This is a genomic window from Rhodococcus sp. ACPA1, assembly GCF_002300195.1.
In the GTDB taxonomy this organism is placed as follows: Bacteria; Actinomycetota; Actinomycetes; order Mycobacteriales; family Mycobacteriaceae; genus Rhodococcus_F; species Rhodococcus_F opacus.
Window position 1 is genome coordinate 85,215 of record NZ_NSDX01000010.1, and the last position, 23,908, is coordinate 109,122.

Annotated in this window: 20 protein-coding genes and 1 tRNA gene; 16 read left to right on the top strand and 5 right to left on the bottom strand. The window is 62.8% G+C overall.

The window, feature by feature from the left end:
• Window positions 1-35: 35 nt before the first annotated feature.
• The 13 genes from CJ177_RS36170 (at window position 36) to CJ177_RS36240 (ending at window position 11,542) form a co-directional block, all read left to right on the top strand.
• The gene (locus CJ177_RS36170) at window positions 36-962 is read left to right on the top strand and encodes an MBL fold metallo-hydrolase (protein ID WP_095870069.1); all 927 of its coding nucleotides are present in this window, start codon (window positions 36-38) and stop codon (window positions 960-962) included.
• Window positions 963-1,028: 66 nt separating this feature from the next.
• Window positions 1,029-2,462, top strand: a complete 1,434-nt coding sequence (locus CJ177_RS36175; RefSeq protein ID WP_061696914.1) for a phenylacetate--CoA ligase family protein — start codon at window positions 1,029-1,031, stop codon at window positions 2,460-2,462.
• A gap of 155 nt (window positions 2,463-2,617) precedes the next feature.
• The gene (locus CJ177_RS36180; protein ID WP_095870070.1) at window positions 2,618-3,412 is read left to right on the top strand and encodes an SDR family NAD(P)-dependent oxidoreductase; all 795 of its coding nucleotides are present in this window, start codon (window positions 2,618-2,620) and stop codon (window positions 3,410-3,412) included.
• Window positions 3,413-4,009: 597 nt separating this feature from the next.
• The gene (locus tag CJ177_RS36185; protein ID WP_095870071.1) at window positions 4,010-4,546 is read left to right on the top strand and encodes an SDR family NAD(P)-dependent oxidoreductase; all 537 of its coding nucleotides are present in this window, start codon (window positions 4,010-4,012) and stop codon (window positions 4,544-4,546) included.
• Window positions 4,547-4,634: 88 nt separating this feature from the next.
• Complete coding sequence (locus tag CJ177_RS36190) at window positions 4,635-4,988, top strand: SDR family oxidoreductase (RefSeq protein WP_095870072.1); 354 nt, start codon at window positions 4,635-4,637, stop codon at window positions 4,986-4,988.
• Between the two features lie 3 nt (window positions 4,989-4,991).
• On the top strand, window positions 4,992-5,822 hold the full coding sequence (locus CJ177_RS36195; protein WP_095870073.1) for a mycofactocin-coupled SDR family oxidoreductase: 831 nt from the start codon (window positions 4,992-4,994) through the stop codon (window positions 5,820-5,822).
• Between the two features lie 127 nt (window positions 5,823-5,949).
• Window positions 5,950-6,312, top strand: a complete 363-nt coding sequence (locus CJ177_RS36200) for a putative quinol monooxygenase (protein WP_164063567.1) — start codon at window positions 5,950-5,952, stop codon at window positions 6,310-6,312.
• A 647-nt stretch (window positions 6,313-6,959) separates the two neighbouring features.
• Window positions 6,960-8,300, top strand: a complete 1,341-nt coding sequence (locus CJ177_RS36210; protein ID WP_095870076.1) for an MFS transporter — start codon at window positions 6,960-6,962, stop codon at window positions 8,298-8,300.
• 84 nt (window positions 8,301-8,384) lie between these two features.
• Window positions 8,385-8,873, top strand: coding sequence for a MaoC/PaaZ C-terminal domain-containing protein (locus CJ177_RS36215; RefSeq protein ID WP_095870077.1), 489 nt, complete (start codon window positions 8,385-8,387; stop codon window positions 8,871-8,873).
• Between the two features lie 81 nt (window positions 8,874-8,954).
• Entirely contained in the window at window positions 8,955-9,869 is a 915-nt protein-coding gene (locus tag CJ177_RS36220) for an SDR family NAD(P)-dependent oxidoreductase (protein WP_095870078.1), read from the top strand.
• Window positions 9,870-10,476: 607 nt separating this feature from the next.
• On the top strand, window positions 10,477-10,782 hold the full coding sequence (locus CJ177_RS36230) for a hypothetical protein (protein ID WP_095870080.1): 306 nt from the start codon (window positions 10,477-10,479) through the stop codon (window positions 10,780-10,782).
• Between the two features lie 252 nt (window positions 10,783-11,034).
• Window positions 11,035-11,382 carry a hypothetical protein gene (locus CJ177_RS36235; RefSeq protein ID WP_095870101.1) on the top strand — a complete coding sequence of 116 codons (348 nt, stop codon included), beginning with the start codon at window positions 11,035-11,037 and terminating at the stop codon, window positions 11,380-11,382.
• 86 nt (window positions 11,383-11,468) lie between these two features.
• Window positions 11,469-11,542: transfer RNA gene (locus CJ177_RS36240), tRNA-Ile, on the top strand.
• 133 nt (window positions 11,543-11,675) lie between these two features.
• Here CJ177_RS36240 and CJ177_RS36245 read toward each other — a convergent pair.
• Window positions 11,676-11,966, bottom strand: a complete 291-nt coding sequence (locus tag CJ177_RS36245; protein WP_095870081.1) for a DUF4193 domain-containing protein — start codon at window positions 11,964-11,966, stop codon at window positions 11,676-11,678.
• A gap of 431 nt (window positions 11,967-12,397) precedes the next feature.
• Here CJ177_RS36245 and CJ177_RS36250 point away from each other — a divergent pair, with 431 nt between their 5' ends.
• The 3 genes from CJ177_RS36250 (at window position 12,398) to CJ177_RS36260 (ending at window position 16,547) form a co-directional block, all read left to right on the top strand.
• Window positions 12,398-13,384: a type IV toxin-antitoxin system AbiEi family antitoxin domain-containing protein gene (locus CJ177_RS36250; protein ID WP_095870082.1), complete on the top strand. Its 987-nt coding sequence runs from the start codon at window positions 12,398-12,400 to the stop codon at window positions 13,382-13,384.
• On the top strand, window positions 13,381-14,325 hold the full coding sequence (locus CJ177_RS36255; protein WP_095870083.1) for a nucleotidyl transferase AbiEii/AbiGii toxin family protein: 945 nt from the start codon (window positions 13,381-13,383) through the stop codon (window positions 14,323-14,325). Before CJ177_RS36250 ends, CJ177_RS36255 begins: the two co-directional genes overlap by 4 nt.
• Before the next feature lie 476 nt (window positions 14,326-14,801).
• Complete coding sequence (locus CJ177_RS36260; RefSeq protein WP_257014863.1) at window positions 14,802-16,547, top strand: hypothetical protein; 1,746 nt, start codon at window positions 14,802-14,804, stop codon at window positions 16,545-16,547.
• A 404-nt stretch (window positions 16,548-16,951) separates the two neighbouring features.
• Here the strand turns inward: CJ177_RS36260 and CJ177_RS36265 are convergent, their stop codons facing one another.
• Genes CJ177_RS36265 through CJ177_RS36280 form a run of 4 tightly spaced genes read right to left on the bottom strand, consistent with a single transcriptional unit; the run spans window position 16,952 to window position 23,856 of the window.
• Window positions 16,952-18,124, bottom strand: a complete 1,173-nt coding sequence (locus tag CJ177_RS36265; protein WP_095870084.1) for a Wadjet anti-phage system protein JetD domain-containing protein — start codon at window positions 18,122-18,124, stop codon at window positions 16,952-16,954.
• Window positions 18,121-21,555, bottom strand: a complete 3,435-nt coding sequence (locus CJ177_RS36270) for an ATP-binding protein (RefSeq protein ID WP_095870085.1) — start codon at window positions 21,553-21,555, stop codon at window positions 18,121-18,123. The genes CJ177_RS36265 and CJ177_RS36270 overlap by 4 nt, the downstream gene beginning before the upstream one ends.
• Entirely contained in the window at window positions 21,542-22,330 is a 789-nt protein-coding gene (locus CJ177_RS36275) for a DUF4194 domain-containing protein (RefSeq protein WP_095870086.1), read from the bottom strand. The genes CJ177_RS36270 and CJ177_RS36275 overlap by 14 nt, the downstream gene beginning before the upstream one ends.
• The gene (locus tag CJ177_RS36280) at window positions 22,327-23,856 is read right to left on the bottom strand and encodes a DUF3375 family protein (RefSeq protein ID WP_095870087.1); all 1,530 of its coding nucleotides are present in this window, start codon (window positions 23,854-23,856) and stop codon (window positions 22,327-22,329) included. Before CJ177_RS36280 ends, CJ177_RS36275 begins: the two co-directional genes overlap by 4 nt.
• Window positions 23,857-23,908 lie beyond the last annotated feature (52 nt).

The window sequence follows — 23,908 nt, forward strand, 5'->3', positions numbered from 1 at the left end:
AGCACCACACACACTGAACGAAAGAAGCAAACACCATGACTCATAGCTGGCAGATCGGTGATGTGAAAATCACCCAGATAAACGAAATCGCGGTCGAGGTCGGTGAGCTCGACGGACTGATCGCAGAGGCAACGCCGGATGCGGTCAAGGCCGTTCCGTGGCTGTACCCCGACTACGCCAACGAACACGGGCAGACACTCTGGAGCGTACACTCGTTCGTCGTCGACACCGGGTCGTCTGTCGTGCTCGTCGACACCGCGTGCGGCAATCACAAGGATCTACCGCTGATCCCGGCCTGGGGTGGCCTGGACACCCCCTATCTGGATCGACTGGCGGATGCCGGCTACAAGCCCGAACAGATCGACTACGTCGCCATCACACATCTGCACCTCGATCACGTGGGATGGAACACCGTGCTCGACGGTGACCGATGGGTGCCGACATTCCCGAACGCCCGGTACACCTTCGTTCAGGACGAGTTCGAGTACCACAAGGGACTCACCGAGGGCGGCGACGTCTCCGACGACCTCGGGCATGCCGTCACGTACAACGGAGCGGATCCGGACATCCACCGGCAGACGCGTCTCGTGTTCGCGCAGTCGATTCAACCGTGTGTCGAGGCGGGCCTCGTCGATCTCGTTCCGGTCAACCACACCATCTGCGAGGGCGTGCGGTATACATCCACGCCTGGCCATACCAAATCCCATCACAGTCTCACCATCGAATCGAAGGGTGAGACCGGGTTCATCACTGGTGATTTCGTGCATCACCCGATTCAGGCCGCCCATCCCACGTGGAGTTCGCGAGGTGACTGGGACCGTGAGCTGTCCTCCGCTCGGCGTCAGGAGTTCCTCGCGTCGGTTGCAGACAGTGATGTTCTTGTGTTCGGCACGCACTTCGCCGGGAACAGCGTCGGTCGTATCGTGAGCGACGGCAACGCCTACCAATTCGTTACTGCTTGAGCCGAGCACTTCTACAACACCACCGGCGAACACACTGCCGGCATAACGACAGCTTCAGGAGCATTGATGTCGAAGAACGAAATTCCCTACTACTGGTCGAGCATCGACTGGCGTCAGCTCACCGAGGACTACCCGCCGCCGCCCCTGTTCAACTCCGTCATGTCGGCACGGTCCGACGACGAGATGCGACAGATTCAGGAATCACGCTTTCTCGCACGGGTGGCCGACGCTTGGGCGGTCCCGTTTTATCGCGAGCGGTGGTCGGACTCCGGTTTGAAGCCGGGAGACATACGAGGCCTGGACGACCTCGAGAAGATCCCTACGTTTACCAGTGAGGACATCAAGCACTCGATCGAGGAGCACCCGCCGTTCGGAAACCATCAGAACTTCGCACTGGACGCGATGCGAACACCGCTGAAGATTCAATCCAGTGGTGGCACCTCAGGGCTGCCGCGGCCGACACTGTTCGATCCCGTAGCGTGGGAAGTGCAGGCAATTCAATTCGCCCGAGCTTTCGTTGCGCAGGGGGCCGAGGTCGGGGACATTCTACAGATCACCCTCACCAACAGTTTGGCCAACACCGCGTGGTGTTCGTCGACCGCCGCCATGCACTGGTGTGGCATGGTCCCCTTGACCACCGGTTCGGGTGCCGTCACCAGTTCGGCAAGGCAACTGGAGCTGGCGCGCTCCTGGGGAACAAGTGGTTGGGTCGCCTTCGGCGAGTACCTCAAAATTCTGGCGCAAGAGGCTGATCGATCTGGCATCGACCTCAAGAAGGATCTGTCCACGCGATTCATTCATACCTATCTCGGGGTGGATACAGAAGGACACCTGCGCGACTTGCTCGAAGATGCATGGGGTGTTCCGGTCTACGACAACTACGGAACCCATGAAGTCGGCCTCATCGGATACGAATGTGCTGCAAAAGATGGGTTGCACGTCAACGACGACACCGCCATCGTCGAGATCGCCGACAGCGAGACCGGACGCATCCTCGGCCCAGGGCACGATGGCGACATCGTGGTCACAAGCCTGCATCGCTCGGTTCCACCCATCATCAGATACGACCTCAAAGACCGTATGCGTAGTTCCGAGCGCGCAGCGTGCGCGTGCGGTGCCCGGACGACCAAACTGTCCGGGTTTTTGGGCCGGCTCGACGAAATGGTGAAACTGAGAGCGACAAGCGTGTATCCGCGGTCAGCACAGGACGTCGTCCAGGGCGACGCGCGATCGACGGGCGAGTTCCTGTGCGTGGTGGAGAACGTCGGCGAGGGTCTCGGTTCCCGTGAACGAATGACCGTGTTGATCGAGCAGGCGAACGACGAAGACACAGCACCTCTCCAGGAAGACATGAAGCATCGTCTCAAGTCGACCTTCGGTGTCTCGGTCGAGGTGACGATCGTCCCTGCTGGATCCCTCGCTCCTCAGACTGGGCTGGGAGGAGAGGGGAAGGTCAAGCGTCTTCTCGACCGCCGTGGTGAGGCTCCCTCACCCGTCTGAGCGCTCCCAATAGTTGGTCAATAGACCGGTCCCGGCTCCAGGTGTCGACAGCGGTAGCCAAACCTCGAGAGTCGACGAAACTTTCAGCAGAGTCGGTCGGTACGGCGTAAGCCGTCGAAATTCGGGTCGAGGCTGACTTCGAAGAGGGAAGTGAAATGCACGAACAAGAGGCGGCCGACAACCTAGGCGCCTTCGCGGAAATGTTTCGCCTCGACGATCGAGTTGCGATCGTCACTGGGGCGTCAGCAGGTTTAGGCGTATCGCTGTCCACGGCCATGGCCCGCGCCGGAGCCCACGTAATCGTGGCATCGCGCAGGGTCGACCGCTTGGAGGCAACCGCGCAGGCGGTACGCGGGTACGGGCGCGAGGCCCTGGTACAGAACGCCGACGTGGCCGATCCTCGACAGTGCGTAGATCTGGTCGAGGCGGCGATGGCACGGTTCGGTCGTGTGGACATCCTCGTCAACAATGCCGGTATGGCGAGCGCAGTCCCGGCTACGCGGGAAAGCCCCGATGCCTTCCGGGCGGTTGTAGATGTCAATCTCGGAGGTAGCTATTGGATGGCCCAAGCCTGCGCCGAAGTGATGACGCAGGGGAGCTCGATCATCAACATCTCGAGTGTTCTCGGCTTCACTACTGCCGCACTGCCCCAGGCGGCCTATACCGCAAGCAAGGCCGGCCTCGTTGGACTCACTCGTGACCTCGCGTCGCAGTGGGGCAGAAAGCCGGGAATCAGAGTAAACGCGATTGCGCCGGGCTTCTTCGAGACCGAAATGACGGAGTCGTACTCCCCAGAGTATGTGACCGATTCGCTCGAGCCCCGGTTCTTGTTGGGAAGAGCGGGCAAGCCCGAGGAACTCGCCGCAACCGCGGTCTGGCTCGCATCGCCCGCAGCGGGGTACGTCACCGGCCAGACCATTTTGGTCGACGGCGGGATGTCGACGACGTGAGAGTTCAGCCTGCTCCGCCGTTGTCAGGACCCACCGAAACAACTCCGCGGGGAAACCGCTGAGCTGCAACAGCTCCCCGCGGAGACGTCGAGCTGCAACAGCTGCTGCGAAGGCTGATGGCCAACGTCGTTGTAGTTCGAACCATGACAGTATCCTCGTCGCCAGAAACTGATCCCCAGCCGCGGTACGTGACAGTCAACGCCGGACGAATCCACGCATGCGAGAATATAACTCGCGTGTGGGACTCGTCCGGCGTTTCAATACTGCAGCTGCCCTGCCCAAACCGGCGTGTAGATCCGGACACGGGCAGGGCACCTCGCCAGATCTGGGCGTCTGTGACCATTGACACATCCATGCGCTGGAACTAGGTTACTAACCAGTGGGTCGATATTACGACTCAAGAGTCGGATTCAATGTCCGGTGAGTCGCACACAAAAAGATATCCGGTGCCACCGGTCAGCTCGCGTATTCGACAGTGCCTGTACTGCAATTGGTTTCGATAGAACACGGGCACCGAGCGGTTCTTCGATACACATCACGCGTACGGCACGCATAGATACCTCCAGTCAAACTTCGAGAACAGGTGAGTGATAGAGCATGGGGAAGCTGGATGGAACGGTTGCACTCATCACCGGCGGAGTAAAGGGCTCAGGTCGATCCCACGCTCTGACACTGGCACGCGAGGGGGCGGACATCGCACTTGTGGACAACTGCGTTGCCGATGTCGCGGGGCAGAACTACCCAGGCGGCTCCGAGGAGGAGTTGGAACAGGCCCGCGCCATGGTTTCCGACGTGGGACGTAAGTGCATCAGCATCGTCGCGGATGTTCGCGATGACGAAGCTATGGTGGACGCTGCGCGACAGACGATCGATGAACTCGGACAAATCGTTCACCTGCTGAACAGTGCAGGTATCATCCTGAAATTCGGCAAGCTGGCAGACATCTCGCCCGAACAGTGGCGTACGGTCATTGATACCAACCTGACCGGCGTCTTCAACGTGTGTCGCGCCGCCCTGCCGCACATGGTCGCGAAGCGCAAAGGCAACATCGTGATCACCTCGTCCACCGCAGGCCGCGCCGCCTACCCCCACATCTCGGACTGCGGCGCCTCGAAGTGGGCAGGATCGGACTGATGAAGACCCTAGCAATGGAATACGGCGAATACGGTATACGCGCCAATTGTGTGGCCCCGACGAATGTCACTCCGGTGACCTTCCCTCGATGAACAACAACGAGGAAGCCTACAAACTCTTCTGCCCGGACATCGAGAACCCGAAGCGCGAGCAGATGATCGAACGAATGAAAACCATGCATCCGCTCGACGTCGCAGGTGTGGACTGCCAGGACGTCTCCAACGCCTACCGGCACCTCCTGTCAGACGACGCTCGCATGGTCACCGGCGAAGTGTTGCACGTTTCTGCCGGGCTCTCGCCAACAACATTGCGTGAACCCTGGGGAGTACAAACCGCAAGAAACCGAACGGGTAACACCGAACGGCTCCGCGGCAACAATATCTATTCTACGACAACAGATCACGAGAAGACCGACCTGCGAGTCGATCGGACGGGGAGATAGAGAATGCATGACCTGACAGGCAAAGTCGCTCTGGTCACCGGGGCGGCCCGAGGGCAGGGCCGTTCGCACGCCACCTTCCTCGCTGAGTCGGGCGCGGACGTCATCGTGCTCGACATCTGCAGACAGGTTGCAACCGTGCCATATCCGACGTCGACGGCAGAGGACCTCGACGAAACGGTCGGTCTTGTGGAGAAGTACGGACAGCGTGCTTACCGCCTCGAATGCGATGTGCGCGATCCGTCCGCGGTTGCGGAGGGTGTCGAGAGGGCGGTACGCGATCTGGGGCGACTGGACATCGCGGTGCTCAATGCCGGCGTATGCGAAATCACCGCGGCAGAATCGATCACGCCCGAGCAGTGGAACACCGTGGTGGGCACAAACTTGTCCGGCGCGTTCTTCTCGGCGCAGGCCGCCTCGAAGCATATTGTCGATGGTGGACGCGGTGGATCGATGGTATTCATAGGTTCGGCCAGTACCCTTACTCCCGTTGAGTCGATGGTGCACTACATCGCCTCGAAGCACGGTGTTGTCGGTGTAGCAAAGTCTTTGGCCAAAGAACTGGCACGCCATCAGATTCGGGTGAACGTCATCCACCCGACCAATTGCGATACCCCGATGATCCAGAACTCGATGATCTACGATCTCTTCGCGCCGGACGTGGATCAACCCACGCGCCACAGCGTCGAACCCGTGTTCCAGACACTCGCTGCACTCGATACACCGTGGGTGGACCCGGCCGACATCTCCCGCGCCGTCCTGTACTTGGTAGGGGAGAGTGGCCGATTCGTCACCGGAACCCAGCTGGAGGTTACCGCTGGATATCCGCTTCTGTAGTTTTGCGCACCTGTTGTGCACCGTCTTCGGTGGTCAGGAAGCTGCGATGGTTCGCCACCCCAGGTTCGATTCGAACCCGCGCTCGAGGGCGTTGTTCGCTCGATGCGGGCTGATAGGAAGGTATGCCGTGTCAGAGATCGTCCCCGCCGAGTTGTTGTCCAGCGAGACACCGGTTGCGTTTTACGGTTACGCGCGAGCCAAGGAAGGAACACGCCACATCCTGATGGAGCGGATGCTCTCCCTGGGAGACCCGAGTCGCGCCGAGCCCGGCATCCTTGTGTACGAGATCCATCATGATGCATCCAGGCCCGACAGCATCGCATTCTACGAGCTCTACGCTAACGGTGCCGCAATCCGTGAGCACCTCGAAAAACCCTACATGAAAGCATTTTTCGCCGATAGTACGACATTGCTGCAGTCGAACCTCGAAATCATCCCTCTCCAGCCCATCCGCTCCGTGGCAGCAATCTCGACTGACTGCCCCGGTTGACCCTACGTCCCTGTCCTATGAGTCTTCTGACGGCCGTGCTGGTGCAGAAGGTAGAATCGGACCCTCCGTGCGAGGGGTATCCCGTTCCCCCACTCGGCATCGCGCCGCAAACCTAGAAGGCCTCCCAAATGCCGTTGCTCATCATTCATGCTGTCATTGCATGTGTCAGTCTGATCACACCCCGCCGCGCCACCGAATCGATCCAAAGAATCTTTACAAATATCGCTCTTGCACGAGCCAATGCAAGATATTTAGCCGTGGCAGCGAGCGGCACACAACACGAGCCGTCTAGCCGTCAGTCATTCACCGATGCCCCGGCCGAGGCGAACCGCGCAACCTCCTAGCCCAAGCATTCCGGGCCGCAGCCTCCGCCCGACCCTCCGTCGAATTCGCGGAGACAACTTCGGGGTCCAGCGGGCTTACACGCTCAACAACCACTGTCAAACTACTTCAACCAATGTCGGGCTAGCGCTCCACGCGTGGGGATCCAGGCAATGAACCGGTGACAGTGCTTCAGCGACCGCCGAGACCAGACCGTCCGATTCCGGGCGATCAACACATCCGCCCCGTTCCCCGAGACTCCCCGTCGACGGCATCTCGGGGATTCAACCAAGTCGGATCAACCCGTGACTCGAGAAGGAGTCGGCATGACCCTCAATGGGGCTCGCTCGATGGCGTCCATGACGCCGTATCAAATAGCGATCGTTCTAGTATGCTCGCTCGTCAACCTGCTCGACGGCTACGATTTGTTCATCATGGGGTACGCCCTTCCCAACCTCCCCGAGGGGTACGCAACAGCGTCCGACAAGGGCTACTTGATCAGCGCAGCCTTGGTGGGCATCGGCGTCGGGGCCTTCTTCCTGGCTCGAATGGCCGACGTCCATGGGCGTCGTCCGACGTTGCTCGGCGCGCTGGTACTCAACACCGCCGGCCTCCTTGTTTCCTCACTGGCCCCCAACTACTCGGTGTTGATCGCATCCCGATTCGTTACGGGAATGGCAATCGGTGTGCTCGGCGCAATCTCTATGGTCATCGCCCAGGAAATGTCTCCACCATCACGCCGCAGCCTCTCGGTGGGCGTGGTGCTCTTCGGTTACCCCCTGGGAACTTTCGTCGCAGGCCTGGCAGGTGCCTCGGTAATCGAAGCCGCAGGCGGATGGAAAGGGTTGTTCTGGGTAGGGTTTGCCCTCAGCGCAACTGTCACCGTCGTTGTCGCCGCTTTCATCCCAGAAACAGTGGCCTACCTTCGACGGTCATCGGACGACACGGCGCAGGAGACGGCCGAGAAGTTGTCTACGCGGGTCAACCTGGAGGAAGGACTCCTCAATGGCGGTGTTCTAGCCGACGAGGCGATAGTCGATCAATCGGATACGAAACTCCTCGGACCAGGACTGCGGGTAACCACCCTGCTCCTCTGGCTCGGTTATGGATTTTGCACTGCCGCGTTCTATTTCATCGGTTCCTGGACCCCTCAGCTGATCAAGAATGAGACCGGAGACACCGGCAGCGGGGCGCTAGTGGGCATCATGTTGTCGGTCGGCACGATGATCGGGGCCATCCTGTACGGATTTCTTGGCCTCAAGCGGCCGTCTGCCCAAATATCCTGGATGTCGATGGCCCTGGGCATGGCTGCCCTGGTTGCCTTCGCACTGACCCTGCAGGGCCCCTTCGCGCTGACCATGGCCCTGCTGCTGGGTCTGTTCGTCTTCGTCTCACTGACGGCCTTCACCGCGATCGCAACCACCGTGTACCCAATACGAATACGAGCCAAAGGATTCGGCACGATGCTAGGCGTCGCCAGAGTTGGATCGATCCTGTCGCCCATCCTCGGCGGCTACGCAATCGGCTTCATGTCACCGAAAGATCTGTACATCGCAGTACTGGTGCCCTTGGCAATCGCTGGGATGTGCTCGTACGGGCTACTCAGAGCAACGCGACCAAAGACCGCGACCGGCCAACATCCCGCGCGGCACACCGACTTCGTGTAACCGCACGGGAAGACTGGCAGGGGCGTCGAAGTCACCCGCAATCACTGCGCAGAGCGCCCAGCCGTAGCAGGGAAGGAAGTCGGAATGAACCATGCCGCACCTGATGACGGCGAACTGCGATATGCCGAGGACCTCGCCGTAGGAGACGAGTTCGACCTCGGGGAGTACCTCGTCACAGCGGAGGAGATCATGTCGTTCGCCGACCACTGGGATCCTCTGCACATACACACCGACGTCGCACTCGCCGAAGCAAGCCACTTCGGCACGATAATCGCGAGCGGCGTCCACACGCTCGCGGTATTCCAACGCCTCGCTGTCAACCGAGTATTCGGAAACTGGCACATAGTCGCAGGCCGAGCACTGCGTGAGGTGCAGTTCCGCGCACCGGTCCGTGCCGACACCTACTTGCGGGGTACTTTCAGCATCACCGCAATCGGTAATACCCACCCGCACTGGGATCGGGTGACAACCATCGGAACCCTATCGTCACGAGACTCGCAGCCTGTCATGACGCTTCAAATGGAGATGTACGTTCGTCGCCGTCCGCGTCCGAGCGAACACAGCGCCCTCTAGTTCACGGGCGAGAGGCGGCACGCGGACGGGTTCTATTCATCCACGAGTGTCCGAACAAACTGACTCGACAAGGAGATCACTATGACCGGTCGTCTGGAGGGCAAAGTCGCAGTAATCACCGGTACCGGCCGCGGAATGGCGCGGCAGGTCGCGTTGCGGTTCGCAGCCGAAGGAGCGTCGATCGTCGGATGCGACATCAACGCCGAAGCCGCCGAGGAAACACTCGCAATCGTGCGTGCGGCCGGCGGACGGATGGAATCGCTGCACCCGATCGACCTCTCGAACGAGGAGGAAGCGCACCAGCTACTCGAGTTCGCCGCCGGGAAATTTGGCGGCATCGACGTCCTACACAACAGCGCGATGCAGTTACGATTGGGAACAGTCGAAGACTCCAGCCTCGCGGACTGGAAATTCACCCTCGACCACACACTGACCGTTCCCTTCCTGGTCTCCAAACACGCCATTCCTCACCTACGCGCACGCGGCGGCGGCAGCATCATCTTCATGGGCTCGGTGGCCGGTTCCGATATAGGAACGGGATACCCGGGCAACCTCCCCATCATCCAGGCCTACTCAGTGGCCAAAGCTGGTGTCATCCGATTGGCAAGCTGCCTGACGAACGAAGTGGCCAGAGCAAACATCCGGGTGAACACGATCTCACCAGGCTGTGTGGCAACCCCGAACGGCCTCCTGTTCTACGGCACGGAAGGCACCGAACAACGCCGCGTTACGCTGACACCGAACCTGATTCCGCGCCTGGGGGAGCCCGAAGATATTGCAAGCGCGGCTGTCTATCTGGCCTCAGACGAGGCCTCCTGGGTTACGGGGCTCAACCTGGCCATCGATGGTGGTTCTTACGCATCCGGCGGAGCCGGCCTAGCGCGCCCCGACGACATCGCCGCCTACGCACCCGGGATGGCCGAGATGTCCGAGGTCGACCACTGGGCGACGAGTGGGCGACGCGCCCAATCGGGTGGTACCCCTCTTCGTCAGTAACAGTCGCGCATGCCACGCCGGAAGCCGTCGTCTCGACGTCGCCGAGCGGGCACAGTTCGGATTGCCAGCCGCTCGGGGCGGGGTGAGGCAGTGAGCGACCGAACTGCAGCAGACTTCGAGCGCTTAACTCGCCATGCTTGCCTACGTGCGGGACCACCTCCGGGCTTGGGAGAGCACAGATTTCCGGATCCCGACCACAGTTGTCGATCAGGTTCTAGATGAGCTCAACAGTCTCGAACGATCGCGTTCGGATCGGAATTGGTGCGCGCCGTGCAGTGGTGTGGGTGACCGACCGTCCGCCGCTGCCGGCAGTCGCCGCTCGAATGAAAAGAGGGGGTACATGTAGCGGCCACCGAGCTGGTATCCGCCGATGTCACCGCGTTCGCGTAACCGGCTGCCGGGGTTGCGTCGGTTGCTGTCGCGCGAACGCAGCACGTCGGTTGTGTGCTGAGTGCATCTGGGTGGCCACCGACTGCACGATGGCAGCCGACTGCTTCGGCGGCGTTCCCGATCGTGGGTGGTGTTCGTGCAGGTCGGGTCGCGGACCGGGCCGGGTGGTGCTTATGCTCGATCTCGGGAGTTTCGCCGAGCGGAGAGGTGCATCAGCATGGCCCGAAACAGCAGCAATCGGCCGGTCGGTGGCCCGGAGTTGACGGTCGGTGTCCGGGTGCTGGTCCGCAGGAGTGCCGGGGCCGATCTCACCGGTGAGGTGGTCGAGGATTATGCGGCGGTGACCGACCTTGGTGGTGGTGGGCACGAGTGGGCGCCGGTGCATCGGTGGGCGGTCGCGCTCGACGACGGGCGGCTGGTCTTCGCCGACACCGAAGACCTGACCATCGATCCGGGCTCCTACCACTCCGCCCCGGACCGGGATTCGGCTGTGCGGACACCCGGCCGACACCGGGGAGAGTGATCGGCGGTAGCCGCGTCGTGGCCGCTTCTGGGCGGCGTCATGCATCGTGCCCACGAATTGCGCTAGCAGTCAGTTGATTACATGACTGACGCGGATGAGGTCCTGAAGGTGGTACGTCGATTTCACCGCACGATCTGTCGGGGTATGCCTCAGTCGTGGCATAGCCGCACCGGACGTGTCTTGCGCTGTGGTGCTGTTCGGAACTGATGTTGCAGGCTTACCGTGTCCCGTATGAGAGGTGATGAGGCGCGCGTGGCCCGGGACTTCGCGGGGTGGTTGTCATCTCAGGGCTGGACGGTGCGAACGGATACGGAGTTCGTCGACATCGTTGCCGAGAAAGATGGACGGCGGCTCTACGCCGAGGTCAAGGGTGCGACGACCGCGCCGGGGTTGGATGTCGATACCGCGATCGGGCAGCTGGTGAGGCGGATGCCGAGCGAGGCGGATCAGTCGGTGTCGTTTGCGTTGGTCGTGCGGGACGAGCCTGGTTCGGTGGAAGCTGCGGTGCGGGCACCTCAGCGGATTCTGGATCTGTTGGGGATGGCGCTGTATGCGGTCGACGAGGACGGTGGCGTGCGGCAGCTCTTCGGCCGCGCATGAAGATTGTCCTCGGTACGGGCCGGCCACGGCCAGCAAGTGGCCGGTAGCATCACCACGCCCCACGATGGTGGGGATGGTGCGGTGATGGGGCGGTAGCTCAGTCGGTTAGAGCCGTGGACTCATAATCCATTGGTCGCGGGTTCGAGCCCCGCCCGCCCCACCGCGTCGCCGAAAGGCCCGTGGAAGGGCGATGGCCGGCTGCCGCTCCGGCGGGGCAAGTGTGTGCGATGCAGTTGCAGTGGCGGATGCCGCTCAGTCTGGAGGTGTCCGGGTCGTCGGATGCTCCGACGTTCTCAGGCGCAGTCCCGGCAGATCAACTGTGTAGCGTCGGCGAGGCGGCTGCGGTGATGGACCAGGAAGCAACTGGTGCAGGTGAACTCGTCGGCCTGCTTGGGGATGACGCGGACGGTGAATTCTTCACCGGACAGGTCGGCGCCGGGCAGTTCGAAGGACTCTGCGGTGTCGGAGTCTTCAACGTCGACGACGGGGGACTGGGTGTCTTTCCGGCTGACGGTCAGCTGTTCAAGGGAGGTGTCCGGCTCGTCGGATTCGGTGACTCTGGGGGCGTCGTAGTCGGTGGCCATGGCTGTTGCGTCCTCATACTCAGGTTGTTCGGACTCGCCAGGGCAGGAGGGGTTCGGTGGCGCGATGCAACCGGGCGGCTTCCGCTCGATCCCAGGCGGGCGGGGATCGTGCTCCGTCGGTTCGGTTCGGTGGCCGCCGGGTTGTCTCATTGTCGTTTGTTGTCAGGGGAATTGGCTCTGTCGGTGTGGGCGGGTGGGGGTTGAGGATTAACATTCGCCGTGTCTGGTGGACCCCTCGGTTCCCACCAGCGCTGACGGCGGGTGTGTGAATGCCTGTCTGTCGGCCCGTCGGACAGGCGCCCTGCAGTCGGTACTGCGCCCGCTCTGCCGCGCCATCCGGCGTGGGTCGACATCGTCGCCGACGCAACTACCTTGGCATGATAGTTACATACCATGCCATGGTTATGGGGGGAACTGTGTATTATTGTGGCATGAGATCGGATAGTCGTGCTGCTCAGGTGGTGGCGCTGGCTGCTGAGCAGGGGGGTGTGGTGACCAGCCGGCAGGCGCGGGCGGTGACGTCGGTGTCGGTGCAGCAGCTCAAGCGGATGGTCGATTCGGGGGTGCTCGAGCGGCTGCATCATGGGCTGTACCGTCTGGCGCGGATGCCGGAGGATGTTCATCTTGATGAGCGGGTGGCGTGGCTGGCGCTGGACCCGGATGTGGTGGTGTGGGAGCGGCTGGATCAGCCGCTCCCGACCGGGGTGCTCTCGCATCGCACCGCCGCCGGCCTGCTTGGGCTGGGGGATCTGGATGCCGATGTGGTGGAGCTGACCGCGACCCGGCGGATCCGGCTGTCGCTGCCCGCCGTGAGAGTGCATCGGGGTGTGCTGTCGCGGGAGGATTGGCAGCTCGTCGACGGGCTGCCGGTGACCACCCCGGTCCGCACCATCGCTGATCTGGCCGCCGCCGGGACCGATGCCGGGCATCTGGCGTCGGTGGTCCGCGACGCCCTCACCCGAGGGCTGGTCACGGTGGAGGAGGTGGTGGCGGTGCTGACCCCATATGCCTTCGATTACGGGCACCGGGCGCTGGACGGGCAGGGCTTCCTCGAGGTGCTGATCGCGCAGGCGGGGGTGCCGGCCACCACCCTGGCCCTCGCGGACCTCGCCCGCAAGAACACCACCACCACCGACACTGCCGCTACTGGGGCCGCACCGGATGCCGGGCAGCTGAGCGTCGCCGCCCTGATGAAGGCGGTGACCGAGTCACCGCAGGCGCGGGACGCGCTGCTGCGGTCGCTCGCCGCCGCTCTCGGGCAGTCCACCGCAACTGCGAGCGGCAGTGAAACCACCGACGCCGACCCCGGGGCGGCCGGACCCGCCGCCCAGCCGGCGGACGGCACCAGCACGACCGGATCCGGCCGGACGGCCCGGACGGCCCGGACGGCTCGGTCGGCGAAGACGGCCGACCGGTGAGCCCGGCGCCGCGGTCCCCGCAGGCGGTGCGGGCCAGTATCACCGACCGCCTCAACCGGTACGCCCACGACCACGGCCAGAACATCGCCCTGGTGCGCCGCCGCTTCGTCATCGCCCGCTTCCTCACCCGCGTCTTCGATACCGACCCGGACGGGTGGATCCTCAAGGGCGGCATCGGAATGATGGTGCGCCTGCCGCAGGCCCGCTACAGCAAGGACATCGACCTCCTCGCCGCCACCGACCTTCCGGACTCGGTCGACGAGCTGCGCCGCACGGTCCGCGACCACCACCTCGACCACTTCCGCTTCGAGGTCGGCCCGTCCACCGAGCTCAGCCACGACAAGGGGGTCACGGTCACCGTCACCGCCTCCCTCGGCGGCAAGACGTACGACAGCTTCTCCCTCGATGTCGTCGGCAGCCGCCGCACCCTCGTCGGAGAAATCGAACGCCGCCCGATCCCGCGGCTGGTCGACACCGACGACTTCCCACCCGAGACCAGCGTCCCGCTGTATCCGCTGGCCGATCAGATCGCGGACAAGATCTGCGCACTCTACGAGGTGCACGGTGCGGCGGGGGCGGCGTCGGGACGGTTCCGTGATCTGGTGGATCTGCTGCTGATCAGCATGTTCCTGCCCATCGATCTGACCTCCACCGTCGACGCGGTCGAACGGGAACGGCGCGTCCGCGGCCTGCCCGCACTGCCGGCCACGCTGGTGAGCCCGGGCCCGGCCTGGGCGACGCAGTGGGCCAAGGCCGCCCGCAACTCTCCACTGACCACGGACCTCCACGACCTCGAGAGCGCGCTGGCTGCGGCGGGCCGATGCTACGACCGCATACTCGGCTCGCTCCCCACTGCCCGGCAGTCGGCGGTGTGGAGCCATGAGCGCAGCGCCTGGGAGACAGCAGCGCAGCAGGGTGTCAGAGTCGCGGACCTTGAATGAGACCAGAGCTCGGATGATCGCGAGTACCCGAGAGTCATCCTCGGCGAGTGTCATTCACGCGAACGGCAACGCAGGGAGTGTAGGGACGACATGTCCGTCCCCCCAGCTACGGCATCGGGCGCCGGTGCGAGAACCCGATCGGCCAAAAGGCGGACCGGCTGAATCCCGAGGGTATCCAGATGACCCATCCGCTCACCACATTGTTGGGTCCAGAAACTCATCTCTCTACGTTGTGGTCGATAGGGCGGGGGAACCAGGATCACGGTTGCTGGCGCCGAACCGAGGGGCGTCCGGTTGAGCCCAGACGAGCCCAGACGAGCCCAGACGAGCGCAGGCAACGTTGCCGTTCACCGACGTCGGGGCAGGATAGGGGGTCGCAGAAAGTAGCATCGGCGGGTGTGAAGAATCGGCCCTTGTGTGGACGTGCGACAAATGCGGGTGGCTCCTGTCAGGCCCCGGTGCGGTATTCGAGGCCGTTGGAGCGTTTCGCGCCGGCGTGCCGGGCGCATGTGACGGCGGCGGAAGCCGCGGAGATCGACGCGGATCCTTTGTGGTCTGACGAGGGCCAGGTGCTGTGGTGTCTGCAGCGGCACGCGAAGGCGGCGGATCTGGTCGCTCCGGCGCAGATCGCCGCGGAGTTGGGCTGCCAGGTTCCGCGGGTGATGTCTGTACTGGAAAGGCTCGAAGCCGGCGGGGAAGTGGCAAGTCACTCTGAGGGTCGGCGCCGGATGTGGGGCACCGCGGAGCAGGTGCGGCGTCTGGACGAGGCGGGCCGGCAAGCTGAAGCTGACCGGGTTGCCTCCGCCCGGAGAACCGCTGACCGTAATACGGCGCTGAGGAAGGTGGGGGAACGACTCGAGGGAGTGTTTGCCGGACGGGACATCGGCGTGACGAGCCTGACACGGATGGTGGGCTACGAACCGGCGCAGGTGCGTCCGGATCCATTGATCATTACCGTCGACGACCCCGAGGCGGCGGAATGGTTGCTGAACCGGCTCAGCGCGGCGAGCCGGTCAACGGAGGAACCCACGCAGTTGCAATGGTCGGAGCATTGGGAGCGTCTGCACGAACTGTTGGATGCCCTGCGGTGGGCGGGGTGGTCGACGGACGAGGACGAGCCGTGGGGTGAGTTCGTCCCGGATATCGGGCCGATCCTGGCAACGCGGATGCGTCGAACATGTATGGCAATCGATGTGGAGTACCAGCCCCAACAGGGCGCATTGCTGTTGCAATCGTTCGACGGTTTCGGAGACGAAGAATCGTCGGAACTGTTCAGCATGCTCGATGACGACGAGGTCATCGACCTCGCGGGAGACATCGACCAGCAACAGCGTGCGGTGACCCAGCGTGCCGGTGAGTGGGGATTGCTCGATGCCACCCGAATAGCGCTTTCGGACAGCGCTGTGGTGTCGCTTCCGGACTTCATGATGGGCAAGTACGCCGAGTGGATCTTCGCGGTAGCGGCCGTGGAACGCGACGTCACGGCCGAACAGGTAATCGCCGATGTGACGACGTCGGACGAGTTGGTGACCTTTATGACCGCGGTCGTAGGGATGCTGGCCAGCGACGTTCTCCCTGACTGTGTACCGGACGCTGTTGTGTTGGGGATCGCCGCGTGGTGTTGGCGCAACGACACCGCCGTCGAAGCGTGGCACCTGGCCGACGACGTTCTGATGGCCCGGGTCAACATCGCGGTCACCGCGGCAATCCGTCCCCACATCGACCCAATCGACGGGATCGACTGGGACGGCATACGGGTCGTGCTGACCGACTCCACCTGGACGCTGCCGGACGGTCGAGTGATCGCCGATTTGTTCGGCGACGGATGGGCCCAGGTCCAAGAGACCGTCGGCTCGCGACTGGATGCGTGGCGGGAGATTGACGCGCAGATCCTGGGCGGCGGAGCCACGATGCGGTTTCTGACGATCGGAGGCTCGACCGAGTACACCCGGCACTGGTGGGGGCAGGGCCGTTGGCGGGCGATCTGTACTGAGATTGTGCGCGATGCCATCAAGGCAGGGATCGATCTGCCGTCACCGTACGACGAGCGCGGCCAGGAGGCGCTGCTCGCGGACCTGGAGGATCCGAGTCAGCTCTCCGACGATGTGTTCACTTGGCTGATAGATATGCCCGGTGCCGCCGAAGATGGTCCGCGCGGGCTGCGCATGCACGACGCGACGCGTCCTCGGACTCGGGTGATTACACCGATTCCGTATCGCTAGATTGTCGATCGAGACTAGCCTTTTGGCATCGACACACGGTCCGCGGCACGAAGCGGGTTGGGGCTTCGAGCATCCTGAACGACCCCATTGCAATTACGGCGGCACTCGAATCAAGCTGAAATGGGCAGATATCGCGCCCCGCGACCGTTGCTTCCGGGTTCGAAGGGGCGACTACGCTCCAGAAATATGGACTATGGGCAGGTGTGGGGTGACGGTGCTTACGCACTCGTGTTTTCGCTGGTGTGGCTTTCTGCCGCGTCCTTGACAACCAAGCCGGACAGTCTTTGTTAGGTAGCCGGCTTCGAAACGCTACTGATGCGCCGGACTTTCCCGGCTGATCACCGACGCCGACTGGGTCGAGCCACACATCTAACGCAGGCCCGGGGCCCAGATCGCGCGCGAAGCTAGTCAGCTGGTTGGCGAGGCGTGCGGGATCGGACGACTTGCTCTGCAACTTCGAGTGGAATGCGTTCTTGCTCGATTCGTAGCGGACCGGAATGTTCTGAGTCGGTGATGCGGTTGTATACAACTCGTTCCGAATCGGTGAGATTCGGAAGTGGCTTACGCTGAGCGGAGATCGGGTTTCCGCGCCGATCAGTGCGTACACCGAATTGGTGGTATTCGTCGTATGTTTGTGGGCCCATGAGTATCGAATCGACCGAGCTGTGTTCGCTGCGGAGTTTGTTGAGGATTTCGTAGCCGTGGGCGTCGATGTCTCCCCAGTAGACGATACGTGGGCAATGCTGGAACCAGGTGTGGCGGGTGATTCGGTGGGTGATCGCCCATCCGCCGCCCTCGACGGCGATCCCTCTCGGGAGGGTAGGGAAGAACAGTGCGCTGTCCTTGTTTTCGGTGATAACGATGATGTCGGGTGGGTAGGCGACGGTGGCGTTGGTGTCGTCGGTGGCGAGGCTGTCGCGCATCCGGTTTCCGCGAGCACGCCAGTTCTGGTCCAAATAGGTCAGGTCGATGCGCTGGGGCCGGTCGATCAGGTCGAGGCTGTCCCGGTCGAGGAGGGCCAGGACCAGCGCGGTGTGCTTGTCGAGCCACTTTGCGTCTAGACCGGGGATCGGGACCTGCCGGGTAGTGAGGCCGGTGGCGTCGTGGTGGTGGAACCAGTCGACGGTGCGACAGAGCAGCGTGAAGTCGGTGTCGGCGAGGGCAACTGTCTGTTGAAGAAGGCGTGGCTGTAGCTCGAGGTCGAGGGTGTCGGAAAGGATTTGGCGGCGACGGCGGGCGCGGGCGATCGTGATGGACCAGTTTTCGGCGGCGAGAGCGGCGGCCGTGTCGAGGTCGGAGATGTCGAGATGTGTGGGGATGTTCAGGAGAAGCCGGCCTACACGGCGGCGCGCATAGCGGAGACTGCACGAGAGGTGGACGTGCTGAGCACCCCACTGGTCCCAGGCCTGCATGACCGGCCGGTGGGTGGTGGCGTAGTTGGTCTCGAGGTCGCCGCGGGCGGATGTGCCGATCGGGTAGGACCGTGGCCATCCTGCTGGCTCGTCGACAACCCAGGCCGCCCAGTGCTTAGCGAGCGCCTTGGTGAGGTCGGTGACGACGGCGGCAGGGTCTTTCATGATGTCGGCACCGGTGCGTCTGCGATGAATGCTGATGCCGTGGAGTAGCCCTCCGTGTCCTTGTTGATGAGGATGACCCGATCGACCTTGCGGGAGATCGCGGAGACCTTGTCGACAACCGATCCGGCAATGAGCTGGAACCCCAGGGTGATCCAGGCCTGCACGGCCCGAGAGGCGAACTGGGAGTCAGCCTTGATGAACGCCTCGTCGAGGATGATCGGGGCGAAGGTCGGGCGGGAGTTCTGTTCGTCTCCGAGCTGGTATCGCAGCGCCGCACCGACGATGAACGCCACCATCTCCTGCATCTCGCCACCGGACTTGGCGTCGAATTCGGCGTAGGTGCCCTTGATGTTGTCGGGGTCGGCGGGGTCGACTTTCTGGGCTTTGATGCTGATGTGGCGGCGCACATCGAGGATTTCCTCTCGCTGGGAGGACTCGCCGCGAGGTAGTTGGTCGGCAGGCATGATCTGCCGGATGAACTGAGTAATGGTGTTATAACGCGCCTTGGCCACGTCGAGCGTCATGGGTGTTGCACTGCTGGATGTTTCGATGAATTGCTGCAGGCTGGACCAGAAGTGGCGCGACGTCGGGGTTTCGCGTTCGGCGGGGTCGATGCGGAGGCGGTCGCCGTCGCGCCCGAACGGGATTCTTTCCAAGATCGCGTTCACGTCGTGCAGCCGGTCGATGATGCGCCGCCTCTCGGTCTCGAACTCGCTACTGAGCAACCCCAACTCCATTCCGGTCCACTTGTTGACCTCCCCGAGGAAGTCGTCTCGATGACGGATGACGTCGGAGTCGACGAGCCGGCGGTAGTGGTTGTAGTAGTTCGGGTAGGACGCGATGTCGGTGCCCCACTCGTAGTTGTCCCATTCCGCTTTGAACCGTTTGAACATGTCCTCCAGTGCTCGGCGTGCATTAAAGGTTTCGTCAGTGGCGTCGGCTAACCGGTCGGTGATGCTTTCAAAGACCTTCCCGAACGCTTCCTGCAGGGTGTGGGCGTCACCGGTGTAGGACAGTCCCAGCATTTTGTCGAGCAGACTTTGCTGCGCGTCGGTCACGGTGACCGAACCAGTGATCACCAGTGCGGCGTGGGTGCTGGCGTAGCGTTCGGCCAGCGGCTCGAGGGCGGCGATGGAGGCATTGAGGTCCTTGCGCTGGTTGCGTGCCACGGCTTTGGCCTCGCTGGCGGTGTCGCGGTCCTCCTCTGCCTGTTTCTGCTGTCGTTTCAACTCGGCGATTCTGTCGCTGGCAGCCAGGATTGCGTCGCGTTCCTGCTCCAACGCGTCGATGGCGTCGCGGGCGGATCCGGTGTCGATCTCGGCCCAGTTCAAATCGAGCACCGCTTCCCATGTGACGCGGTGATCGACCATCGTCGAGCGCTGACTGTGCAGCTGTTCCGCCCGTTGGTGGGCTGCGTGTACCTCGTCGGTGAGGCGTTCGACCTCCGTTTCCAGTTCGGCGATGCGTTCGGCGTTGCTGAATCCGAGGACGTAGTCCTTGGGTAGCGGCGCACCGTGGGCACCGGACCGTCCTTGCCGGGTCTGCCCGTGGGCGGTGATGCGTTTGCGCCCGTCGTCGATGAGCAGCGCGTCGGCAGTGTCGACGCATTCATGGGTGAACGTGGTGTTGATGAATCCTTCGAGCCAACCGATGAAGGGGCTGCCGGGCTTGTACTGGACCTTCCCCGCGAGGGTGGAGGGATCGGGGATCGTTGTCGGGGTGGACGCGTTGAAGGGGACCGCTTCTGACCGTAACCGCACGCCCTTGGATAGGCGGTCGGCGTTCCGGACGAACTGTGCCCGGATGTTCTCGTTGTAGAGGATGTGGCGGCCGATGCCGCCCATCTCGGCTTCGGCAGCGGTGCGCCAGCGTTCGTCGTCGGCGTGCAGATCGATCAGTTCTCCGATGAACGGAAGATCGCGGCGCGGATCGGTGATACCGCACAACTCGGCCAACTCGGTGCGCCGTTGGTGGAGGTAGGCTGGAATTTTCGAGTCCGGACGGGTACGGAGATCGTCCAATTCGTCGGATACGGATTTGTGTGCGCGCTGTGCGTCGGCGTGACGGGCGTCGGCCTTGCGAGCTGCCGCGGTGACAGCCTCCAGTTGTTCTGTGTGGCTGTCCATGAAAGCGCGTGCTCGGAGCTGTAGCGATGACATGTCTCTCGCGTTGGCCGGAGCTACGACGTCGTCGAGATGGGCGATGCGGGCTTGGAACTGGGCTTCCTTGCGTGCCCGGTGCTCGAGTGTCTCGCTCCAGTTCTTGAGTTCCGCTGTGATGTGGTCGAGACGTTCCCCGCCCTCGGTGCGGATTGCGTTCTTCAACTCGTCGACCTTGCGGTCTGCCGCGTCAAATGCTGTTGCGGTCCGTCGGCAGGCGTCTTCGGCCTCCTCGAGGTCCTGTTCGGCCGCGTTCAGGGCGGCTCCGTACTCGGCGTCACCGACGCTGCTCTGCCACAGCACCCACGGAGTGTCCCCCGAATCCTTGTGCCGCAGAGTAACGATGTCGGAGGCGTTGGCAATCGCGCGCTGGTACCGGTCGTGGCGCTCCTGAATGTCGGAGAGCACCTCTACCTGGTCGTACGCGCGCTGCATCGTCTCGTAACTGTTGGACAGCTCCGAGAAGTGATCGAGTGCCTGCTTGGCCGTATCAAACGTGGAGGGCTGCTCGAAGACCAGCTTCTTGTATAGGTCATCAATCGTGGCTTCTTGCTGCCCGGCCTGGATGCGGGCTAAGAGGGCCAGCGCCTTATCGCTCTCGCCCTTCCTGCCGATGCTGAGGGTGCTCTGGGCGACGGTGAGGAACTTGGTGTAGGTGTCGTGCACCTTCGACCCAACGAAAGTGGTTTCCAGCTTCCGCTGGTAGCCCTGTTGCCCGAGACCCTCGACGAACAGGTCGTAGAGTCGCCCGACGTCGACGGTCCCGTCGATGGTGAGGCGCAGCGGGTTTCCCAGCTCGCCGTCGGAACTGATCGATGCTCGAACGAAGAAGAGCCTGGCGGCGGTGAAGCGTGCGCCGGTGTCGTGGCGGAAGGTGACTGCCACAACTGCCGCGGCGTTGCAGGGCAGGCCTCGGGCATCGATTCCCCGAAGCCGGCGGTCGGTGAGTTCGCCGCTGGTGTTTTGCACACTGTCGGTCTTACCGCGCACGTAGGAGACCACATTGCGCTGGTTGCCGCCCCGAGCACGTCCCTGGCCGGCGTTGGAGGCCCCGTTGAACGGAACGTTGCTGGGCATCATCAGCGCGGTGTAAGCGTCCATCAGGGTCGATTTCCCGACCCCGGACGGCCCGGAGATCATGGTCGATCCAGGTGAGAAGTCGATGCGGTGGTAGCCGTCGTAACCGCCCCAATTGAGCAGATGCATGGATTCGATCCGCCACTGCGGGCTGCCGGTGTCGGGGAACAAGGTGCCCGTCTCAGTCGAGGTCATCGTCTGATCCTTCGCCGGGGCTCAGGTCGACCGCGGCGATCTCTCCGTCGGTGTCCGTGGGCTCTACCGTGTCGTCGGCGTCCAGGGTGTCGAGGTAAGCGCTGAGCGCCTTTAGTTTGTCCAGCGATATCAGTGGCACGATCACCGGGGAGATGCGGTAGCGGTCCGCGCCGGTGTCGCGCGTCGAGACGAGAATGCCCGCGCTCTCGATGCGTTCGAATGCCTTCTCCGCATTCTCGCGTTGCTTCTTCTCGTCGTTGCGCTGGATCGACTTGTCTGCCTGCAACCGCTCTACCATCTCCGTCTTGGAGATGACCACGTTCGCGTTACCGTCCCGGCCCAGTTCGTTGGCATAGGTTTCCCGCAGATGCCGAAGCAGGATCGTTTCGGTCCAGGTGTAGGCACGGTTCTGTGTCGACATCAGCGTGGGGAACCGGGTGCCGGGGACCTGGACCTTGTAAGCGATCCCGGCGTCGGTGTCGCACACCAACGTCAGGAACAGGTCGTTGAGCCGCGATTCGACGTCATAACGGTGTTTGAGCAGCAACGTCCACAGCTTCGGATGCTGGTCCGCCGACAGGTAGTTACGTTTGAGAATTGCTGTCAGCACCGACCGGGCCTCATAGGTCAACGTGCCCTGGTCGCCGGTGAACAAGATGGTGTCCGACGGCCGGAACCGAAACTCGTCCGGTTCGTCGTCGGACTCGGCGGGCTCACTGTCGTCGACGGCCTGCGACAGCAGGTCATCCCACTCGTCCAAAGGGTCGGTATTCATTGCTGTGCTCGTTCCATGTTGGCGATCAATACGCTGCGGTCTTCATCGGTGTAGGTCAGCCGGGGTGCTTCGAAGACACGCTCCTCGATCCCCAACGGATGTACGGTGAGATACCTGTCGGTCATTCCGACTGTGTGGGAGCGACGGAGGGCCATCGTGTCGGCCGACGCCTCGAACAAGGCGAACAGGTCCACCAGCCTCCGGTCCTCTCGGGGCAAGGCATTGAAGACCTCGGCGACGGTGGCGCGTGGGGACGCCTTCAATCGGGTGATCAGGATGCCTCGCATCTTGTCCACGTCCGGCCCACCCATGCGCAGCAGCTCGCGCTGTTCTTCGGCCGACATGGGGATGGCCAGATGTGGACGGGCCGCCGGGGGTGCGGCGAAATCGGCAGGATCAGCAAGGTTTGTGCGCAATCGATCGAGCTCGATCGTGGCGGGTACGAAGGCGATCGGAACCCGGCTGCGCACCTTCGCCACGGCCTTTCGCTCTGAAAGCCGACGATCCAACTCCCGCAACAGAGTCCGCAGCTCTGTTGCTTGGATACGATCCGGGGCACTCAGATACGAGTAGATGGTCTGCACGATGTGCCGATGCGAGACCATCACCTGCTGCACCTCCCGGCTCAACTCCCTCGAGGTCCGCTTGAGCCGTCGTCGCTCTTCCGGCTTCAACCCCTGCGCAGCTTCGTGCGCCAGCACGATGTCCATGTCCGTCGCGAACGCCCGCATCATGCCGGTCTTCTGCAGCAACTCGACCGCGCCTACGAACGCCCGCCCACGGTCGTCATTATTGAGCAACGCATCCATGCGCTGCCGGTACAAATCCAACACTTCACCGGTAGAACGGTCGTCGTCACGGAACTCCTGGCGCAACTGTTCACGCATATCCGCGAACAGCTCGCCGACCTTACGAATGTCAGACGGCAAATTGTTGACTTCGGAGAGTATCTGGTCCAAGACCTCGATGACCTCACCCGTCCCGGCGAACTCCAAATCACCACCGGCGAGCAGACGGTCACGTTCCTCCGTCAGCTTCTCGATCTGGGTGCTCAAAATGCCGATCCGCCGCTCCCGATCTTCGCTGATCATCAGCGCGGTGTCCTGCACCTTTGTGATGAGGTCCTTGACTCGAGACTCGGACACCATCGCGTGGCGACCGGTCTCGCGGACGTACCGCAACGCGTCGAGCGCCTCATTGGTGATCTCATACGTGGTGGGCCCACTCGGCGTCGACCCGTCCTTGTAGCGCAGCCACCCGCGCGCTGCGCCCTCTACCCACGAATAGGCCAGGGCTCGACCCCGCTGTTGCGGTAGTTCAGTCCCGGGAACGGCGTCGCCGATCTGCTCCAGCAGGAAGTCCACCTGATCGTGCAGGTCGTCTTCGGCCACCACGCGCTGGTCGTCTTCGGAGAACACCTCGCCCAGCACCGCCACGATCACCGGCGCGTACTTCTGATGTAGCAGCCGCAGCGTGTCGCGATCAAACGCGCCGGAAACATCGTGGTAGCGAGCAATGACCGACATATCCGAAAGTCCTTGTCAAGTGCGGTGTTGAGCGTCAACTTGTGCAACCTCG

Excerpts from the sequence above, each read along its gene's own strand:
- CJ177_RS36220 (WP_095870078.1), top strand. The coding sequence starts at position 8,955 with ATGACCGGTCGTCTGGAGGGCAAAGTCGCAGTAATCACCGGTACCGGC.
- CJ177_RS36270 (WP_095870085.1), bottom strand. The coding sequence starts at position 21,555 with ATGACCTCGACTGAGACGGGCACCTTGTTCCCCGACACCGGCAGCCCG.
- CJ177_RS36210 (WP_095870076.1), top strand. The coding sequence starts at position 6,960 with ATGACCCTCAATGGGGCTCGCTCGATGGCGTCCATGACGCCGTATCAA.
- CJ177_RS36195 (WP_095870073.1), top strand. The coding sequence starts at position 4,992 with ATGCATGACCTGACAGGCAAAGTCGCTCTGGTCACCGGGGCGGCCCGA.
- CJ177_RS36215 (WP_095870077.1), top strand. The coding sequence starts at position 8,385 with ATGAACCATGCCGCACCTGATGACGGCGAACTGCGATATGCCGAGGAC.
- CJ177_RS36170 (WP_095870069.1), top strand. The coding sequence starts at position 36 with ATGACTCATAGCTGGCAGATCGGTGATGTGAAAATCACCCAGATAAAC.
- CJ177_RS36275 (WP_095870086.1), bottom strand. The coding sequence starts at position 22,330 with ATGAATACCGACCCTTTGGACGAGTGGGATGACCTGCTGTCGCAGGCC.
- CJ177_RS36245 (WP_095870081.1), bottom strand. The coding sequence starts at position 11,966 with ATGGCCACCGACTACGACGCCCCCAGAGTCACCGAATCCGACGAGCCG.
- CJ177_RS36190 (WP_095870072.1), top strand. The coding sequence starts at position 4,635 with ATGAACAACAACGAGGAAGCCTACAAACTCTTCTGCCCGGACATCGAG.
- CJ177_RS36265 (WP_095870084.1), bottom strand. The coding sequence starts at position 18,124 with ATGAAAGACCCTGCCGCCGTCGTCACCGACCTCACCAAGGCGCTCGCT.
- CJ177_RS36185 (WP_095870071.1), top strand. The coding sequence starts at position 4,010 with ATGGGGAAGCTGGATGGAACGGTTGCACTCATCACCGGCGGAGTAAAG.
- CJ177_RS36180 (WP_095870070.1), top strand. The coding sequence starts at position 2,618 with ATGCACGAACAAGAGGCGGCCGACAACCTAGGCGCCTTCGCGGAAATG.
- CJ177_RS36250 (WP_095870082.1), top strand. The coding sequence starts at position 12,398 with ATGAGATCGGATAGTCGTGCTGCTCAGGTGGTGGCGCTGGCTGCTGAG.
- CJ177_RS36280 (WP_095870087.1), bottom strand. The coding sequence starts at position 23,856 with ATGTCGGTCATTGCTCGCTACCACGATGTTTCCGGCGCGTTTGATCGC.
- CJ177_RS36175 (WP_061696914.1), top strand. The coding sequence starts at position 1,029 with ATGTCGAAGAACGAAATTCCCTACTACTGGTCGAGCATCGACTGGCGT.
- CJ177_RS36230 (WP_095870080.1), top strand. The coding sequence starts at position 10,477 with ATGGCCCGAAACAGCAGCAATCGGCCGGTCGGTGGCCCGGAGTTGACG.